Raw genomic sequence first — 18,574 nt, forward strand, 5'->3', positions numbered from 1 at the left:
GTGAGCATCCTTGAACAGACGATAGATTATATTAAGCAGTTTGGACAAGACATAATAGAAGAAGTAACTCTTATTCCTGATAGTGCCCTCAATCAATACCGCAATATAAAATATGCTTTTCGAATACAAATGGAGATTTTAGATGGACCGGCCACTCTTGTGGTCGGTTTACCTTTTGATTTTCCTTCCTCATTGCCTCATTTTTATGATTCCCAGCGTCAATTTAGTTTTATCCCTCATCTTGAGGATGATGGTTTTGTCTGCTTTACTCGCAATGAGAATCTAGTTATAGATGAAAGGTATCCTGGAAGAGTTGTACTAGATTGTTTAGAAAAGGTGATTACAGTTCTTGAATCTGGGGAGACTGAGTCTGAAAACCATAATTTTCTTGAAGAGTTTGAAGTATATTGGGCAAAAACCTGTAACTTTAGAAAGGCGCATATAATTGTTAATGAGAATAATGATGTAGTGCGAGAACTGGATCTATATCTTATGCCTATGGATGATGTTACTTACTTTATTTGCGAAAAAAATTACAATCCTGAACATTATATGCAAACTGTATTTCATCAAAATTCCGGGGCTTTAACTAAAAGAAGATGTATTTACATTCCTCTGGAATATGGAACATTCATCACACCACCAAGACGTGGTCAATTCTGGAATTTTAAGAAATTAAGAGATTTTATTCTGAAGAATATTAACTCAGAGAAAAGAAATATTCTGTTGAAATTATTTAGTAAAACCCCAAAAAGCAATAGTCAATATGATTATTTCTGTTTAGGATTACCTATTGATAACGAGAAGAAAGCGTTGATTGGTATTACAATAAATTATCCTGATGGAATGGTTGTTAACCATAAAGCGAAAATTACGTTACATCCATTTGTTCAAAGCCCTGCAAAAATAGAATTAATTCCATTTAGTATTAGTCGACACCAAAAAGACTTCTTGCTCGCAAGAACTGGGGGCGATTCAGGATTTACTAAAAAAAATGCCGTTGTTGTCGGAGTTGGTGCAATTGGGAGTGTAGTTGCAACTGGTTTAGCAAAGGCTGGTTTTCATACAATAACTCTTATCGACCATGACTTATTAGATGTGGAGAATATATACAGACACGAACTTGGAGTTGACCAGATATTTGATGGTAATGAATCTAAAAATCTTATTCCTCAACGCAAAGTAGAGGCATTAAAAAAGGAAATACAACGCAAATATCCATTTACTCAAGTAGAAACTATCCCACAAAAAATTAACACGGTGATTGCTGAGAATCAAGTTGACTGGAATGCTGTTGACTTTGTCATTGTTTGTATAGGAGCTCCGAACGTGGAGATGTTTATTAATAGGTATATGCACAAATTAGAGAATGCTCCGCCAGTAATTTATTCTTGGGTCGAGCCCTTCGGCATAGGAGGCCATGTCCTTATTACTTTAAACAAAGAGAAGAAAGGTTGCTATCAATGCCTGTTTCGTCCACTTAGTGATGAAGAACCAATTAGAAATTTATCATCTTTTGTAAAGCCGGGCCAATCATTCACAAAATCGCTCGGGGGATGCGGAACCTACTTCACTCCGTATAGCTTTCTTGATAGCGAGGAGACAGCTAATAAAGTGTTGCGTGCAGTTTACCAAGTTTCTCGTGGTCAGATTTACGCAAATCCCATATTGTCTTGGAAGGGGAATCCGGCTCCCTTTTTAGAGCAAGGATTTCAAGTAAGCAGTAGATATGAAATGTCAGAGGAAAAGTTGAGTGTCAATAGTCTACTTTATCATGATCCTAATTGTCCTGTCTGTTCTAAGAAGGAGTCACGTTATAATGTCGAAAGCCATTTTTCCTTTACCTGATAAACGTAAATTTAAGTTAAGCGATGATGTACTCAGGATGATGTTTTCGTATGCACAGGATCACAAAAAAAGTCCTGAATCTGGCGGGATTTTGATAGGAAGAATTTTGAATTTTGACTCTCATATAATAGTAGACTATGCTTCAGAACCCATGAAATCTGATTTTCAAACTAGATGTCGCTTTATCAGGAAATCAGCTGGTCATCAGGAATTTTTTAACCATCATTGGGAGAAGAATGGAGGCAGATGTTTCTATCTCGGTGAATGGCATACACATCCTGAAGCAAATCCAACACCTTCTATTATTGATAGGAGGGGATGGCTAAAGCTACTTAAAGAACCTGTGCAAGGCCAGAAAGAATTGTTTTTTATCATTGTGGGAACTAGAGAGTTAGTGGTGTGGTTTGGCGATAAAAAAGCAATTGGGACCTCTATTATTAAGATAGGCTCTTTTAATCGAAATGATGTTAAGACAAAAAACTACCGATTGGAGGAAACGTAATGGCTAAGCCACAGTCCACAAAGCGGAAAAAACTTTCAGCTGCAGAAACTTATCATTTATGGATGATAAGTGGAGGGATTTGTACATTTGATGGTTGTTCCGAAAGACTAGTTGTAAACACTAAGGGGAAGTTGACTAATGCTGGCATTATTGCTCATATTATTGGTCACAGTAAGGGGGGAGCAAGGCACGAGTTTGCAGAAGAGTTTGGATATTCTGATGATAATTTGGAGGATGTCAGTAACTTAATGCTAATGTGCTATACGCATTCTAAACTTATTGATGATGCACACAATAAAGAGTCTTTTCCACCCGCTTTACTGTTTGAGATGAAAAGGAAACATGAAGCCTGGGTGAAAAGTTGGACAGATGAGAAGAAGAAAAGCCTTGCTATTGTGCATAAGCGGCTAGGGCCACCACTTACAACACTGCGATTAACCGAACACTCGCCTAATATCATGCTTGAAGCTATTGAGAGTCAAGTTGAGTTCTCTGACTTTTCTATAGAAGGTTGGGAAAAAGGGAAGGCAGACAATTTAAAGCTATTCAAGCAGTATGTTGAGAGAATTAATAAGGGGAAGTACGATGTAGCTGAAGTGTATGCGATTTCCCCGATACCTCTATTAATCCATCTGGGGAAATTATTGTCGGACACCGTTCCATTAACTGTCTACCAATATGATCGAGAAGCAGGCTTTTGGGTGAACAAAGCACCGAATGCGTCCATGTTAGAAGAATTGATGCCAACTTCTTCATTTACAGATAGGGGATCCAAGGAGTTAATTGTAACCATTTCTATTAGTGATACGATTACGGATGAGGATGTTCATACCATATTGGGAGAAGAACGGGATCAGTACGACATTGTAATCAAAAATCCCCATGTAAAAAGATTGCTTTATTTTGAACAGGTTCAACAAATTCAAAAGCTTTTTAAGGATGAGGTTGAAGCTTTACATCGTCAAAAAAGGTTCAGTCTGATTCATTTATTATATAGTGGCCCTGCTGGACTGGCTATTGAGCTTGGACGTAGCATTAATCAAAACATGTGGCCAGAAGTAGCTGTATACGAATTTAAATATCGAGAAACCCCGCGCTATCAGCGTACTTTTAATATTTAGCTATTCATATTTCAATCTAGATCGTAAAGGCTCTTTAGAGTATAGATTGTGGATACTGTCATTAATGTAACTGAGAAATAAGGGTGCATATTAGTTACCAACATTAATGTAATTCAAAATATTGATGAATTGCCCGAAATTCCTTGTACATACGGGATTTCTCAGTTACCAACATTAATGGCACTGAACACTAATTGTTAAAAGAAAATAAAGTATTAGACCGTAAAACAAAGTTCTAGACTAAGAAAATAAAGATATAGATTGAGAAAATAAAGTCTTAGACTGACGATTCGTCATTAAGCTAACGGGCAGGTTAGTGATGGTGGCTACCGCTAAAAGTCTTGGAATCCCTTTAAAGAAGAGAAATACACTTAACATCAAATTTTGGTTATATCGTTTTAGAAGAGTTCTACTAGTAAGTCATAAGTCCATCTCCATTTTTTTCATAATCGGTTCTAAGCGCCGATTTTATTTCCGTGGAACAATTCAAAAGAACGGCCGCTGTTCGCATCGTTTGCGACAGGGCCGTTTTTTGTTTTTCGTAGGCTAGCTTCAAATTGCTATTCTTGCCAAACACTCATAGGGTCCCATGGCTTGATTTGATTACCATATTTTCCGGCCAAAAAAGCTTTCATGTCTTCCAGCTTAGCAGGCACCTCGTTCCAAATTGGAAGGGGTGGTAACCCTCGTTTGCTTTTCAATAGGATATCCACTGTAACATACAAGCGTTCTGGCTGAATCCAATGAAGAAAGCGGGAAATATCAATTTGCTTGGTCAGGGACAAGGAATCAATTTCGCCATTGTAATGCTTGTTGAACTCGCTGAGCAGATTCAGGAGGTAGTCTCTCTGCTCCTTCACGAAGTCCAGGCCGCAGATGGCGCCATGTCCTGGAACAACGATTTCGGGTTTAATTTCATCAATAATGCGATCAAGCACTTTAACCCAATTGAGGGTTCCCTCTTCGCTGTATGCCGTACAACCGTTAAACACGACATCGCCGGCGAACAGCACTTTTTCTTTTGGCATCCACAGCAGCAAGTCACTGTCAGAGTGGGCCGGAGCTACGTTGTAAATCATAACTTCCGTATCTCCAAGACGGATGTTGATATCGTCCTTTATCTCAATATTCGGGAGCACCCATTCTACGCCTTCCAGGTCGAATCCTTCAAATTCCGCTGCAAAAAACCGCTCGCCCGAAGTCGATTCCGGAGAATCCTTTCCTCTTCTAATGACGCTGTCCATCCAGGCGATATTTTCGGTGAGACGCTCTCTGGACGCTTCCTTGTGCATAATAATGCAAGCATCTTCAAACACTTTGTTTCCCCAGGCATGGTCGCTGTTATAGTGCGAGTTCACCACATATGCGGGAGAGCCGCCGTTGCTTACTTCCATAAAAGCCTCCCGCATTTCCCGCGCATGGAACAAATCGAAGAACGTGTCATACACCAGCCCTTCACCCTTGTTGATGAACCCGGCATTGGCCCAACTGATGCCGCGATACGGCGAAATACCGGCAAAGACGCCATCTGCAACTTCAAAAAATTTAACACGAGGTTTTTGGATAATATGTCCATACTTCATGAAAATTCTCCTTTGCGTATATGTTTTTGGGGTAAGGCATACTGACTATGCCTTTATTATAGAGAATGGAAAACAGAAATGCAAGCATGTGCTTGCATGCATTTTCTCTGTGCTATATGATAGTAACAGAACAACATCACACTACATGGATGGAGGCGCTGCAACATGAAGCTAGTAACCTTTCAAACCAAGACATCCCTGGAACCTTTGTTTGGGCTTGTAATTAACGAGAAATTTGTCGTGTCTTTTGCCGCAATCATGAAAAAGCAGGGAACATTCGTTGACAGTCTTGAATGTATGGACAGCTATCTTCATTATTTGCCGGCAAGTTATGATGCCGCTAAGGAATTGATGCAATATGCTGTCGAACAGTCGCATCAATTCAATGAACATGAAATCTGCCCGATTGCAGCGGTAAAACTGCTGCCGCCGGTTCCAAATCCGGCTGCGCTTATCGATTTTGGGCTGACGCCAAGACATCTGAGAAATGCTGGCGCAAATCTGCTGCAAAGAGAATATACAGGGCCGGAAAGAGAAGAGCTTAAACGAAATATTACCGAAAAATTCCATAAAGATCCGAATAAAGTAACTTTCAGTTATTACAAGTGTAACCATAATGCATTAATTGGCGATGGGGATACGATTCATTGGCCTTCGTACACTTCCTACCTGGATATCGAGCCGGAGCTGGCCTTTGTTACAGGGAAGGGGAACTGCATTGCAGGTTATGTTATTTTTAACGACAGTACTGTCCGCGATGTGCAGTGGCCGGATTTCCAGGCGCTGACCGGACCGACGCGCTGCAAAGATTTTGATCGCAGCAAAGGAATAGGACCATTTCTGGTTACGCCGGATGAAATCGACAACCCGCTGGTACTGGATGTGGATGTACGCATCGGGGAGAGACTGCACTGGAAGGGAAGCACATCCGAGTATTCTGCACATCCTGCAAAAGTGATGGAGGAGGTTCTCAAAGTTTTCACGCCGCTCCCGGGCACGATTATAGGAATGGGGACGATACCGGATTGCTGCGCAATCGAGACCGAACAATGGCTGTTGCCCTCTGACCGAATCCAGATTACATTTGATAAATTAGGCACGCTCACGCAATTGGTGCCTGATCATGTCAAGATTACGGAACCAAGCCGCTGGGAAAAAAGAAGCGATTTGCCTTAAATAAACGTTTATGAAAATGATGAACCCCGACCCTGCTGCACATGCAAAACTTGTAGTAGAATAGGTTTAACATATGCAAAAGGAGAAATACAATGCAAACTTCAGACAGAATCATTGAAGCCGCGACACGGCTCATCAAAAAGAAGGGCTATCGGGGAGTAAGCACCAAAGCCATTGCAACGGAAGCTAAAGTCAATGAATCTACGATTTTCCGGCAATTTGGAAGCAAGAAAGGCATATTGGAAGCCATCATTGAAAGACATTCGGATATCCCGCAATTTGAGAAGCTGTTAAAAGAGGACGCGACCGATAATCCGGAAGCCGATCTGCTGAATGTAAGCCAGCAGTACCGTTTGTTTTTCCATAAAAATGCGGACATCATTTTGATTGGCATCCGCGACAAAGGAATGCTTCCCGAATTGGACAGAGTGCTGGCCGATCCGCCGGTGAAGCTGCACTCCTTGCTGGTTGAATATTTTGAACGCTTGCAGAAGAAAAAAGTTATAGCCAGACAGGATGAGCGTCTTGCCGCCATGTCTTTTCTCTCGATGTGCTACGGATTTCAGATGAGCGAGCTGATTCACCGGCAATATCAGTCCCAACTCGTCACCGAGGAAGAGTTCTACAAGCACAGTGTCTCATTGTTTGTAAAAGGAATTTTGTCTCAGTCATAAGCTTTGTTGATTTATTTAAATATGCCGAAGACTGCTTGCGCAGCTTTAACTCTAGAACAATTGAAAGAAGATGCACCAAGATGCTCGAAAGCTCGTTATACTGCAACCGGGACATTATTTCTGACAAGGCTCCGTCATCAATGACATTCTAAAAAAATCCAAAAATATGGATATCTTTATCGTTGCTGATCGGGCGGAGCACCATGGAGAGCGGATTCTGCCAGCCAAAATGACCAATCGGAAGAAAAACCCGTTATATCACCGCTTAAATTCACGGGAAGTGGATGAGAAAATTGGACGAATCAAAAGGGGGAGATTCAAGGTCTTTATTGGTGCGGCTCCTGGAGTTGGCAAAACCTACACTATGCTGCGAGAGGGCAATCATCTTCTTAAAAAGGGCATTGATGTTGTAATTGGTTTGCTGGAAACGCATGGGCGAAAAGAAACCATCCAGCAGGTTGCAGAACTGCCATTAATCGAGCGCACAAAAATCAAATATTCAGGCACAGAACTTGTAGAAATGGATACTGGGGCAATCATCCGGCGGAATCCTGAACTGGTACTTGTCGACGAGTTGGCTCACACCAACGTTCCCGGTAGCAAAAACAAAAAGCGATATGAAGATGTATTGGAAATTTTGAATGCTGGGATTTCTGTCATTTCTACCGTTAACGTTCAGCATTTAGAGAGCTTAAATGATGCAGTGGAGCAAATTACAGGGGTGCGTTTCAGGGAAACCGTCCCGGATTCCATTCTTCGCCTTGCTGACGAGGTCGAGCTGATCGATGTGGCACCGCAGGCTCTACAAGCCCGTATGAAGGAAGGAAAGATATATGCCCGGGAGAAGATAGATCAGACTCTGGGGAACTTTTTTTAAATTGGAAAATTAATTGCTTTAAGGGAGCTGGCGCTTCGGGAAATTGCGGACGATGTGGATGAACGTCTGGAAGCATGGGAGCGCAAAAGTTCCTTACGTGGACCCTGGAATAAGCGGGAGGTCATTTTCGTATGCGTCAAGCTGAGTTCCAATGCAGAAAGGTTAATCCGGCGGGGATTTAGAATTGCATTCCGACTAAAGGCACAATGGATTGTCACATATGTACACCCAACGGATACGATGAATGAAGAGGAATTGATGAAAAAAGAGAAACTCGAAAGCCTGGTAGTGCGTCTAGGCGGGCATTTTGAAGTTGTGCCACTTGGGCATTCTGATAAGCTTGCAGATGTTCTTCTTGCCAGAGCTAATGAATATCATACTACCCAACTCATTATTGGTCAGAGTGACAGCCCCATATGGAAACGTTTACGGGAAGGAACAATTATCCAAAAGTTACTGAGCACTGCGCGGCATATGGATATTCTTGTGGTCGCCAATTACGATCCTCATATCAAGCGAGATACTCTTCCTGATAGTATTATGCAAGGTTAAGTATAAGAGAAGAGTATCATTGAATGCCTGCATTCAAATAAATGGAACCTCGTTATACTATGGTTAAAAACCATTTGAAAATTATATTGCAAAAGTTGCATCTTCAAAATCGTGTCCAGCTTACAAGATATGCGCTTGAACAAGGCACCTGAAAAGTGGGGAGAAGGTTGTTTTTATGCGCGCAATCAAGCTATATGTGGGGGCTGTTAAATCACAAATTGTCTCCAAGCTATGTCATCCCTCTTGCTACGTTTAACGTACCAGGATTGAACATTTGCGCGAGTTTTTTCAATTCCTTCATTGTACTCATTCAAATATTAATAACGACTTGTTTACCATTGCCCACAATAACTGGCTCCTGCTTCACATGCAAAGAGCCATTCGCTTTACTAAAATCCGAAAGAACATGTTTTATTTTTTAAATAGAGATAAAGTTGAACAAACCCATTCTTTTTATACAACAACAATGTATTCAAAATTTCTCAGTCGCTTTGGCGAAGAAATGTTGTCGCAAATTGGGCTGTCAGATCAGGATATTGTGCTTCCTTCGCTCTGGGGAAAAGAGGCGTTGATTAATCCCCTTATCTACATTATTTATATGATTTATTTCTCTGATTCAGTGGCCAACTTTTTGAAATTAAAATCCGATGAGGGGCTAAGTAATAACGGATAATTATAAAATGACTTTTTAATTGAAGGAGAAGCTTTAAATATGATTTGAGAACTCAACTTTATTGTATATAGACACTAATTTGTCTTCGGACAATAAAGTTGTGTACTAAACAATAAAGTTGTGTACTAAATATTAATGAAAAATAACAATAATATCTCTTCTTAGTAAGTATTTAACAAAAGTCCGATGAGCAAGTATCATCGGGCTTTTTTTATTAAATTCAGGAGGCGACTGCTTTGGCTCAATCAGAGCGAGTATAGTTGCATGACAAATCAAAGGGCTTTGAACCCTTTCCTGTATTGGTATCTTAAGTAATTGAAGCAGGAGAAATCCAAGTTTCTGTTGAAAACAGTATGAGAAATCAAGAGCTTATTGTCGCGATGAAAAAAATGTTTTTTTATCTAAAATACAAATGAATATATAATATATATAACTATTATAAATTAAGTATGTATTTCATTTTTATGGATGGTAGGTGGAGCAATGAAGACTTTGGGTGAAAAGATAAAGAGTATAAGAAAATTAAATAAGCTTAATCAAACTGACTTTTCATCTACTATTGGTATTTCTCAGGGTACATTAAGTGAATTGGAAAAAGATAAGTACAAACCATCCTTAGAAACCGTAATTGCCCTTAAACTAAATTTCGATATTGATTTAGATTGGTTATTACTTGATGAGGCGGCAACTTTTTATAGTGGATTATTTCAAGTTAAGTTAGATGATCTTGAATCAAAATTAATCTCAGGATTTCGAAAGTTAGACCTGGGCGATAAACAGGAAATAGAGGGAATTGTTGATTTGAAGTTAAAGCGGTATAGAGATAAATGAACTTTCGCGGAGCCGTGAAGGGGACTCATTATTGCAAAGCCTTCAGTAGTTATGTTTTAAGTTCACATTAGACATATGATCCATCCAATTGAGATGGACACATGGCTATCCATATAAATCTGGAAGAAGAAAGTCCCAATTTTTTTTACTATAGGGTCTCCGAAACAAAAAGTGATTGATGTTATGGGAACTTCGACATCGATCATCGGAAACTCATGGACTTATGGGAATCAAATGTGGAATTGGACTCTAATGATCATATCATTGGGTGGAGTAATATCAACCATAATTTGAAAGTATCTATTGGCTTAAAGAAGAAGGGGGCCGCTCCATTTACGATAGGATCTTCCATCCAAGATGTAATTGATGCCATGGGCACACCGACGTCTATAAGATGTTCGTTACGAGTCCTGGTTTGAATATTAGTGCTCCTTGGAGTATATGCGTACACTCGTATATCCTTCTACAGCTCATGCGAAGCCATGAGTCGGGGTAGTCAAAGAGGAAATTCAAAGAATAGAGCTTCCTTTTGGAAGCTTGAATGTAGTGATCCCAAGTCCGCAGCTTAATGTCAAAGATGCACTTGATCAATTAAGTGAGGATTCTTTAGTTTGTGCTGGGCGTATTAATTACGAGTTATTGATGGAGTATGCTGCAAAAGGTCTCTTTAAAAAATCTGAGATTAATCGGTTTCGTCAGTTAAAAAATATAACGACTAAATATATACTGACCAAGCTGGAGAAAGACGAATGGATGCATAAATTTTTTCATAAAAAGCAACCCAATTTAAGATTCCTCTAAGACGACACTATCTGTAGCAGTGTTATTTTTCAAAGGGATTGGAGAATAAAAGAAAGCAACCTAAGATAATCCGACGGAGACCAAAGATGTGAAAATTACGTGCTGAGCGATTGTATATCAACCTCGATAACCAAGATATTTATGATGGTAAGACCTATTTTTTTATTCCTTAAAGCACAATTCATGGTATAATCTCACTAAATATACATCCTTTATAATTTACGCTTTTTTGTCGAAAGTTAGTTTATTAAGAAGCTAGCCTAGTACTGAAATCTCTCTTGAAAAATTATATATCACACATCTTAAAGTCAGGCACCTTGTTTTTACAATGGGGCTTTTTTTGCATTAAGAAACTACGAGGTGAATGGAGGGGCATTATGGCTCAAGCATATCCGATTCCCACCACGATAGAAAAATGGATAAAACAAGGTAAAGGCCAGGGTATGGGAAACCCGTAAAGCGCCAATTTATCCCCAAGAAGGATGCGGATCGGGCATACGAGATCATTCGAACGATAATGGAACGTCTGGAGTTAACGTTACACCCGACAAAAACGCGAATCGTCGGACTATGGACAGGAGAAGAAGGCTTCGACTTCCTAGGCATGCTTCACCGAAAGACGAAGGCCGAAACTTCCGAAAGCCAAGTATATTATACGACCCAACAATGGCTGTGCCGTAAGGCAAAGGAGCGAATTAGGGAAGTCGTGAAGGAACGACTAGCCCCTGCGAATATGCGTCACAAATCATTCCAAGAACATTTGGAATACTTAAACCCGAAAATACAGGGTTGGCGTAACTACTACGTTACGACCTACAGCCAAAGGAAGATGGCTAAACGTGACTGGTACATCCTTCAGCGACTCACAAAATGGTATGCCAAGAAGCGTATGAGGGAAAACCTCACGTACGGTTTGATGAGGAGGGGCAGAATTTATCTGCCCTTTACTCTAGCAGAGGCGCAGTGAAGACGGCGGGATACAAAACTATGCCGGCTGCCATCCGGGCGGACGCTACGGCCAGCTTCCAGCCGGGCAGTTCCAACCGAGTATCCAACGGATTTTCCAGCAGAATATCCAGCTGACATCCAGTCACGTTTCCAGCCAGGCTTCCAGAAATTCGTCAGGTAATCATGTTAAGTTATCGCAAAGCGCAAGGATTCGGAGCACCGGCAGAGAATGTATACAGGGAAGATCTCCCAAATCGGCCGGCACCCCGCCTGAATGTCGACACGCGTCGAATTCCTCGATTGATGGCAAACCATTCCCAGCGTTCTTCTCCATTCGCTCTTTTTAGGAAAAATATTAACACCTTGACCAAATTTAACTAAAGTTTTACTATACATTCTTCGGAATTTTGATATAATTTTACCTAGGTTACCTTTCCAATTATGATAGAAAATAGAATTGGATGGTTTTTATACCTATCCAAGCTGTGTGCGAGAGACCAGTCCACTGGCTACCCAGCAAGCTGGCATGCGGGGACCGACAATTGTGGAAAATGACTGCCGAGAATATGTTGCTCCATGACTTCAGAATGTTCAGAAAGGATGAAGCCGAGGCGAAGCGGATGACGGAGATCAGCTTCGAGAACGGGCTCATCATTGAAAGAGCCGGCAGAGGAGACTGCGTGCTGAAGATCATGCCTCCGCTGACCGTCTCGATGGAGCATCTGGCCGCCGGCTGCGACATTATCAAGTCCAGTATGCAGCAGGTGATCTCTCAGGAGACCCAGGATTTGCTGGTAACGAAAGCAGGTGGACGCCCCGGCAAGAGGCACGGAAGTGCCTTCTGGGGGTCGTGCGGCCCTGATGTTAAGATAACGTTTTCATCCCATTGAAGATTTTCTCCCCATGCTGCCTGCGGTACCGTCAGGCAGCATGGAATTCACCGCCGATCCAAGGGCTGTCCCGTTTATGCCATACGGAGCATTCTTTGAGCCTCATGCAGCACCATTGTCACATCTAATCGTCAGGAAAAGCTCACTACCCCGCAGCCAGATCTTTACTTATCCACACCAGGCGGGGGAATACTAAAATCGTACATAGAGTGTATCAATATCCCTTAAACATAGGCTTCGACAAAGGCAGCTCCGGTGCCGAATCCGGAGGTACGGTCGACTTCCTGCTGGCCGGCCGGAACCCTACAGCAAGCCTAACATCGATGGGTGGAACATCCCTTGTCCACCCCCAAATCTAATTCCGAACCCAATGTTAAACCAAAGCCCGTCTTCGGGCGGCTCGTCCGCAGCAAGCATATTGAAGCAGAGGAGCCGGAAGCAGCTGCATCTCTTGCGTAGAACGATGCTCTTTGTTGTCTTTCACGCATGGGAGCCGAGCGGGACAGCTGCTAGGAAGAGGATTGCCGCATGCGATCAAACGGGCAAGCGAAGCGGTGACCTGGCGAAAGCCATTGACATTGTTGTCACATGTTTGAAAAGGCGGGGAGCGAGGCTGAAGCGTTGCTGCGGCATATGCTCCGCCGGATTGCTTTTACCGATGAAGAGAGGGGAACGATCCAGATGGCTTTTGAAAAAGAAACGTTGTTTTGGAACGAAAAATTCGGTAGCGACGATTATACCTTGACGCCGCTGCCTTACAGCAAAGCTCCAAGCTCCCTGGCGCCCATTATGAAAACCGTGGGCGGTTCGCTTTCGGAAAAAGCGGCGCAGCGCGTCCTTCAAATGAGCAAGGGCGCTCCGCTGGCCGCTTTTATGATTTTGCTCGCCGGTGTTCAGTCACTCTTGCATAAATACACAGGCGCTTCTGACATTCTGGTCGGCATGCCGGTTGTACGGAAACCGACGGAGACGCGTCGATCCGTTAATCATACGGTCATTTTGAAAAACTCGCTTTCGGCGGGTGCGACTTTTAAAACGCTTCTGAGCGAGCTGAGGACTTCCTTGCCGGAAGCGATTCAGCATCAACATATTCCGTTCTTGAAAATGACGGAGAAGTTGGACCTGCAATATGCAGACGGTATACCCGTCATCCATACGCTAGTATCCCTTAAGGAGCTGCATCTGGACGAAATCGGGCAAAATGTGGTCACGGATTGTTCCTTTGAATTCAGCTTAACCGACGGGACGATACAGCTAGCGCTGTCATATAACGAGCACTTATATGACTCCGAGTTTATGACTCGGGTCGTCGGCCATCTGAATCGCCTGCTGGCCGTGGGGCTTCACGAGTTGGAGCTGGACATCGTGCGGGCGGACATGCTGTCGGAAGACGAGAAATTTCAATTGCTGCAAAGCTTTAACGATACCGAGAAGGACTATCCCCGTGATCGGACGATTCATCAGCTCGTGGAGGAGCAGGCGAAGCGGGTGCCCGAAGCGACGGCGGTTGTCTTTGAGGGGCGGCGGCTTTCGTACGCGGAGCTGAACGAACGGGCGAACCGGCTGGCGCGGACGTTGCGATCGGTCGGCGTGCTGCCCAATCAGCTGGTAGGCTTGATGGTCAGGAGATCGCTGGAGACGGTCGTTGGCATTCTGGCGGTTCTGAAAGCTGGAGGTGCCTACGTGCCGATCGACCCGGAATACCCGGAAGAACGCATCCGCTACATTCTGGAGAACTCGAATGCGCAGCTGCTGCTGACTCAACGGCACCTGCTGCAGCAGGTGCCGTTCGAAGGGACCGTGGTGGCGCTGGATGACGAGCAGGCCTACAGCGACGATGGCTCGAACCTGGAGCCGGCCAGCGGTCCGAACGATCTGGCTTATGTCATCTATACGTCAGGTACGACGGGCAATCCCAAAGGGGTCATGCTGGAGCATCGCGGTTTGGTCAGCTTGAAGCTGATGTTCGCAGACAGGCTGGGCATCACGGAGCATGACCGGATCGTTCAATTCGCCAGCCTGTCGTTCGACGCGTCCTGCTGGGAAGTGTTCAAAGCGCTCTATTTTGGCGCGGCTTTGTACATCCCGACGGCCGAGACGATTCTCGACAACCGCCTGTTCGAGAGTTATATGAACGAGCATGCGATTACGGCGGCGATTTTGCCTCCGACGTACAGTGCTTATTTGAACCCGGACCGCCTTCCCAGCTTAACGAAGCTCGTAACGGGAGGCTCGGCGGTATCGGCCGAATTCGTGCAGCAGTGGAAACGCAAGGTCCACTATTTCAATGCTTACGGCCCTACCGAAGCTTCGATTGTTACGACGCTTTGGGATGCGGATGAGGAGCAGCCGGAGGGCAGAGTCATTCCGATCGGGCGCCCGCTGGCCAATCACCGGATTTTTATTTTGGATGCCCACCTGCAGCTTGTGCCTCCGGGAGTGGACGGCGAGCTGTGCGTGGCAGGCGTGGGGCTTGCGAGAGGTTACCTGAACCATCCGGAGCTGACGGCAGAGAAGTTCGTGGAACATCCGTTTGCGCCGGGAGAACGCCTTTACCGGACGGGAGATCTCGCCCGCTGGCTGCCGGACGGAAATATTGAGTACTTGGGCCGGATCGACCATCAGGTGAAAATCCGTGGATTCCGGATCGAGATCGGCGAGATTGAAGAGCAGCTTCTGAAGATCGACTCCGTGCAGGAGACGATCGTAATCGCGCGGGAAGGCAAAAGCGGGCAAGAACTGTGCGCTTACCTGGTCGCGGGGCGCCCGCTTACGCTCGGCGAGCTAAGAAGCGCGCTGGCGCAAAAATTGCCGAATTACATGATTCCGGCGCATTTTGTTCAGCTTCCGCAGATGCCGCTCACGCCGAACGACAAAATCGACCGCAAGGCTTTGCCCGCTCCGGAAGGAAACGCGCTGACCGGCGGCGCGTACGTAGCTCCCCGCAATGAAGCCGAGCGGACGCTTGCCGATGTGTGGCAGGCGGTATTGAACGCCGATCGCGTTGGGGTAACGGATCATTTCTTCGAGCTGGGCGGAGACTCGATCAAGTCCATTCAAGTATCTTCGCGGCTTCATCAAGCCGGGTACAAGCTGGAAATCCGGGATTTGTTCAAATATCCGACTATTTCACAGCTCAGCCTGCATGTGAAACCGATCGGACGTACCATTGATCAGGGCGAAATAACGGGTGAAACGGCGCTGACGCCGATTCAGCATTGGTTTTTCGAGAGCTCCTTTGCGGACCCGCATCATTTCAACCAGTCGGTGATGCTGTACCGGAAGGAACGCTTCGACGAAGAGACGGTGCGTCAGGTGCTGCAAAAGCTGGCCGAGCATCATGACGCCTTGCGGATGATGTTCCGCAAGACGGAACAAGGGTTTAGCGCGCGGAACCGCGCGATTCAGGACGGAGGGCTGTTCACGCTGGACGTGTTCGACTTCAAGGATGCGGAGAATACCGCGCAGGCTGTGGAAGCGAAGGCAACGGACATTCAAGCGGGCATCGATCTGGAGAACGGGCCCCTCGTGAAGGCGGGACTGTTCCGGTGCGCGGACGGCGATCATTTGCTGCTCGCGGTTCATCATGCCGTGGTGGACGGCGTGTCTTGGCGCATTTTGATGGAGGATTTCGCTCTGGGTTACGAGCAGGCCGGCAAAAGCGAGGAAATTCGTTTCTCGGCGAAAACGGATGCGTACCGCACTTGGTCCGAGCAGTTAGCCGCTTACGCGCAAAGCCCGGAGATGGCGAAGGAACGGGCCTATTGGCAGGCCGTGGAACAAATTGCGGTTCCGGCCGTGCCGAAGGATCTGGAGGCGGACGTTACGACGCAGCAGGACAGCGAATCGCTGTTCGTCCGTTTGACTCCCGAAGAAACGGAGCTGCTGCTGAAGCGGGTTCACCGGGCCTACAACACCGAAATGAACGATATTTTGGTAACGGCGCTCGGCATAGCCGTTCGCAAGTGGACGGGACACGAACGGGTGCGGATCAATCTCGAAGGACACGGACGCGAATCGATCGGAACGGATATCGACATCACGCGCACAGTCGGCTGGTTTACGACCAAGTTTCCGGTCGTCCTGGAGCCGGAAACCGACCGGGATTTGGCCTATCAGATTAAACAGGTCAAGGAAAGCTTGCGCCGCATTCCGAACAAGGGGCTTGGGTACGGCGTATGCCGCTATCTCTCCAAATCGGAGGATGGCTTTGTTTGGGGCGCAGAGCCGGAAATTAATTTTAACTACCTCGGCCAGTTCGACGATGATGTCAATCAGGACGAGATCGGCATATCTTCTTATTCCAGCGGCAGCCCGGCCAGCGACCGGCAGGCCCGCAGCTTTGTGCTGGATATCAACGGCATGGTGCTGGACGGCACTTTATCGCTCGATCTCAGCTACAGCCGGAAGCAGTATCGCAAGGAAACGATGGAAGCCTTCGCTCAGCGGCTTGAGCAAAGTCTCCGAGAGCTCATTACCCACTGCGCAGGCAAAGAAAACACCGAATTGACGCCGAGCGACGTGCAATTTAAAGGCTTGACCATCGCGGAATTGGAGCAAATCGCCCAGCGCTCGGGCCATCTCGGGGAAATCGAAAATATTTACTCGCTTACGCCGATGCAGAAGGGCATGTGGTTCCACAGCGCGCTTGACCGGCAAACTGCCGCTTACTTCGAGCAGACGCGGTTTACGATGCGGGGAGCGCTCGACGTCCAGCTTTTCGAGAGGAGCTGGATGGAGCTTGCAAAACGTCATCTGGTGCTGCGGGCGAATTTTGTGAAAGGACCGGCGGGCGAGCCGCTGCAAATCATATACCGCGACAAGCCGGTCGGCTTTGAATATGAAGAGCTGCTTCATTTGCAGGTGGACGAGAAACAAGCGTATTTGGATAAAAAGGCCGAGGATGACAAGCTTCGCGGCTTCGACCTGGAACATGACGCGCTCGTTCGGGTTACGATCCTGCGCACCGAAGAGCAAAGCTATCATGTGCTGTGGAGTTTCCAGCATATTTTGATGGACGGCTGGTGCCTGGCGCAGCTGACGCAGGAGCTGTTTGAGACGTACTCGACCTTGGCATCCGGCAAGCAGCCAGCGGGAGATAAGGGATCGGATTATGGCGCCTATATCGAATGGTTGGAGAAACAGGACGATCAGGCGGCATCCGGCTATTGGACGGCATTCCTGTCAGGTTATGAAGGGCAAACTGTACTCCCGGGACAAAAGGAACCGGCGCTGAACGGCAGATTTACGGCTGATCACGTCACCGCCGAGCTGGGCAAGGAGTTGAGCGAGCGGATGGATCGGGTGGCGAAAGAGCGCCTGGTTACGGTCAATACGCTGTTGCAAGCCGCTTGGGGCGTGATGCTGCAAAAATATAACGGAACAAACGATGCCGTATTCGGCAGCGTCGTGGCCGGAAGACCGGTGGAAATCCCGGGCATCGAGTCCATGATCGGGCTGTTCATCAATACGGTGCCGGTCCGCGTCACGAGCGAAGCCGACACCGTGTTCGCCGATATGATGGCGAAGCTCCAAGAGCGTGCGCTGGAGTCCGGGCGATATGATTACTATCCGTTGTATGAAATTCAAGCCCGCAGCATGCAAAAGCAGAACCTGATCAACCATATCATCGCTTTCGAGAACTATCCGGTGGACGAGCAGATGGAGCAGGCGGGCGACCAGCAGCACGGCGACCTGACGATCGCTGACGTTCAGATGGAGGAGCAGACGAACTATAACTTCAACGTGACCGTGGTGCCGGGAGCCGAGATCGAAATTCGGTTCGACTTTAACGCCGAAGTGTTCGATAAAGACAGCATCGAGCGGCTCAAGGGGCATCTCGTCCATCTGCTGGAGCAAGTGACGGATAACCCGGAAATTACCGTGGGCGAGCTGGAACTAGTGACGGAGGCGGAAAAGGCCGACCTTCTCGGACGTTTTAACGACACCACCACGGAATTTCCGCGCGGGAAGACGCTCGTTCAATTGTTCGAAGAACAGGCTGAGCTTTACCCGGACAACGTGGCCGCCGTCATGAACGAGCGGCAGCTGACCTACCGCGAGCTGAACGAGCGATCCAACCGCCTTGCGCGGAAGCT

The 18,574-nt window shown here is 46.0% G+C and carries 12 protein-coding genes and 3 pseudogenes; 13 read left to right on the forward strand and 2 right to left on the reverse strand.

Annotated elements, in window-relative coordinates:
- The 3 genes from BM358_RS25740 to BM358_RS25750 are packed head-to-tail and all read left to right on the forward strand — an operon-like array spanning position 1 to position 3,471.
- On the forward strand, positions 1-1,848 hold the full coding sequence (locus BM358_RS25740; protein ID WP_028542633.1) for a ThiF family adenylyltransferase: 1,848 nt from the start codon (positions 1-3) through the stop codon (positions 1,846-1,848).
- Complete coding sequence (locus BM358_RS25745) at positions 1,820-2,350, forward strand: Mov34/MPN/PAD-1 family protein (protein WP_049828496.1); 531 nt, start codon at positions 1,820-1,822, stop codon at positions 2,348-2,350. The genes BM358_RS25740 and BM358_RS25745 overlap by 29 nt, the downstream gene beginning before the upstream one ends.
- Complete coding sequence (locus BM358_RS25750) at positions 2,350-3,471, forward strand: SAVED domain-containing protein (RefSeq protein ID WP_028542634.1); 1,122 nt, start codon at positions 2,350-2,352, stop codon at positions 3,469-3,471. The genes BM358_RS25745 and BM358_RS25750 overlap by 1 nt, the downstream gene beginning before the upstream one ends.
- 560 nt (positions 3,472-4,031) lie before the next feature.
- On the opposite strand, the gene BM358_RS25755 is transcribed toward BM358_RS25750, so the two are convergent.
- Positions 4,032-5,054, reverse strand: coding sequence for an MBL fold metallo-hydrolase (locus BM358_RS25755; RefSeq protein ID WP_028542635.1), 1,023 nt, complete (start codon positions 5,052-5,054; stop codon positions 4,032-4,034).
- Positions 5,055-5,219: 165 nt separating this feature from the next.
- Between BM358_RS25755 and BM358_RS25760 the strand changes: the two genes are divergently transcribed.
- From BM358_RS25760 to BM358_RS27070, 8 genes and pseudogenes are all read left to right on the forward strand, one after another.
- A complete protein-coding gene (locus BM358_RS25760; RefSeq protein ID WP_028542636.1) occupies positions 5,220-6,230 on the forward strand; it encodes a fumarylacetoacetate hydrolase family protein in 1,011 nt (336 codons plus the stop codon).
- 92 nt (positions 6,231-6,322) lie between these two features.
- A complete protein-coding gene (locus tag BM358_RS25765) occupies positions 6,323-6,904 on the forward strand; it encodes a TetR/AcrR family transcriptional regulator (protein WP_028542637.1) in 582 nt (193 codons plus the stop codon).
- A gap of 124 nt (positions 6,905-7,028) precedes the next feature.
- Positions 7,029-8,333: pseudogene (locus BM358_RS25770) on the forward strand (histidine kinase); the annotation flags it as partial.
- A 62-nt stretch (positions 8,334-8,395) separates the two neighbouring features.
- A pseudogene (locus BM358_RS27065) lies at positions 8,396-8,485 on the forward strand (DNA-binding response regulator); the annotation flags it as partial.
- Between the two features lie 122 nt (positions 8,486-8,607).
- Positions 8,608-9,006, forward strand: coding sequence for a hypothetical protein (locus BM358_RS25775; protein WP_028542640.1), 399 nt, complete (start codon positions 8,608-8,610; stop codon positions 9,004-9,006).
- Between the two features lie 483 nt (positions 9,007-9,489).
- A complete protein-coding gene (locus tag BM358_RS25780; RefSeq protein ID WP_023990474.1) occupies positions 9,490-9,837 on the forward strand; it encodes a helix-turn-helix transcriptional regulator in 348 nt (115 codons plus the stop codon).
- Between the two features lie 546 nt (positions 9,838-10,383).
- Positions 10,384-10,638 (forward strand): hypothetical protein, encoded by a 255-nt coding sequence (locus BM358_RS25790; protein ID WP_028542641.1) that lies wholly within the window; start codon positions 10,384-10,386, stop codon positions 10,636-10,638.
- Positions 10,639-11,155: 517 nt separating this feature from the next.
- Entirely contained in the window at positions 11,156-11,605 is a 450-nt protein-coding gene (locus BM358_RS27070; RefSeq protein WP_023990471.1) for a group II intron maturase-specific domain-containing protein, read from the forward strand.
- Here BM358_RS27070 and BM358_RS26620 read toward each other — a convergent pair.
- Positions 11,583-11,732: a hypothetical protein gene (locus tag BM358_RS26620; RefSeq protein ID WP_023990470.1), complete on the reverse strand. Its 150-nt coding sequence runs from the start codon at positions 11,730-11,732 to the stop codon at positions 11,583-11,585. The genes BM358_RS27070 and BM358_RS26620 overlap by 23 nt on opposite strands.
- 453 nt (positions 11,733-12,185) lie before the next feature.
- Between BM358_RS26620 and BM358_RS27235 the strand changes: the two are divergent.
- Together BM358_RS27235 and BM358_RS25805 are read left to right on the forward strand one after the other, a co-directional pair.
- Positions 12,186-12,386, forward strand: a pseudogene (locus tag BM358_RS27235) (diaminobutyrate--2-oxoglutarate transaminase); the annotation flags it as partial.
- Positions 12,387-13,064: 678 nt separating this feature from the next.
- The coding region (locus BM358_RS25805) for a non-ribosomal peptide synthetase (RefSeq protein WP_143109573.1) at positions 13,065-18,574 on the forward strand (5,510 nt) is incomplete at its 3' end.

It is taken from the genome of Paenibacillus sp. cl130, assembly GCF_900116035.1.
In the GTDB taxonomy this organism is placed as follows: domain Bacteria; phylum Bacillota; class Bacilli; order Paenibacillales; family Paenibacillaceae; genus Paenibacillus; species Paenibacillus polymyxa_B.

What these genes read in the sequence shown, in the direction of transcription:
- BM358_RS27070 (WP_023990471.1), top strand. Translation starts at nt 11,156, where the DNA reads ATGGAACGTCTGGAGTTAACGTTACACCCGACAAAAACGCGAATCGTC.
- BM358_RS25780 (WP_023990474.1), top strand. Translation starts at nt 9,490, where the DNA reads ATGAAGACTTTGGGTGAAAAGATAAAGAGTATAAGAAAATTAAATAAG.
- BM358_RS25765 (WP_028542637.1), top strand. Translation starts at nt 6,323, where the DNA reads ATGCAAACTTCAGACAGAATCATTGAAGCCGCGACACGGCTCATCAAA.
- BM358_RS25750 (WP_028542634.1), top strand. Translation starts at nt 2,350, where the DNA reads ATGGCTAAGCCACAGTCCACAAAGCGGAAAAAACTTTCAGCTGCAGAA.
- BM358_RS25755 (WP_028542635.1), bottom strand. Translation starts at nt 5,054, where the DNA reads ATGAAGTATGGACATATTATCCAAAAACCTCGTGTTAAATTTTTTGAA.
- BM358_RS25745 (WP_049828496.1), top strand. Translation starts at nt 1,820, where the DNA reads ATGTCGAAAGCCATTTTTCCTTTACCTGATAAACGTAAATTTAAGTTA.
- BM358_RS25760 (WP_028542636.1), top strand. Translation starts at nt 5,220, where the DNA reads ATGAAGCTAGTAACCTTTCAAACCAAGACATCCCTGGAACCTTTGTTT.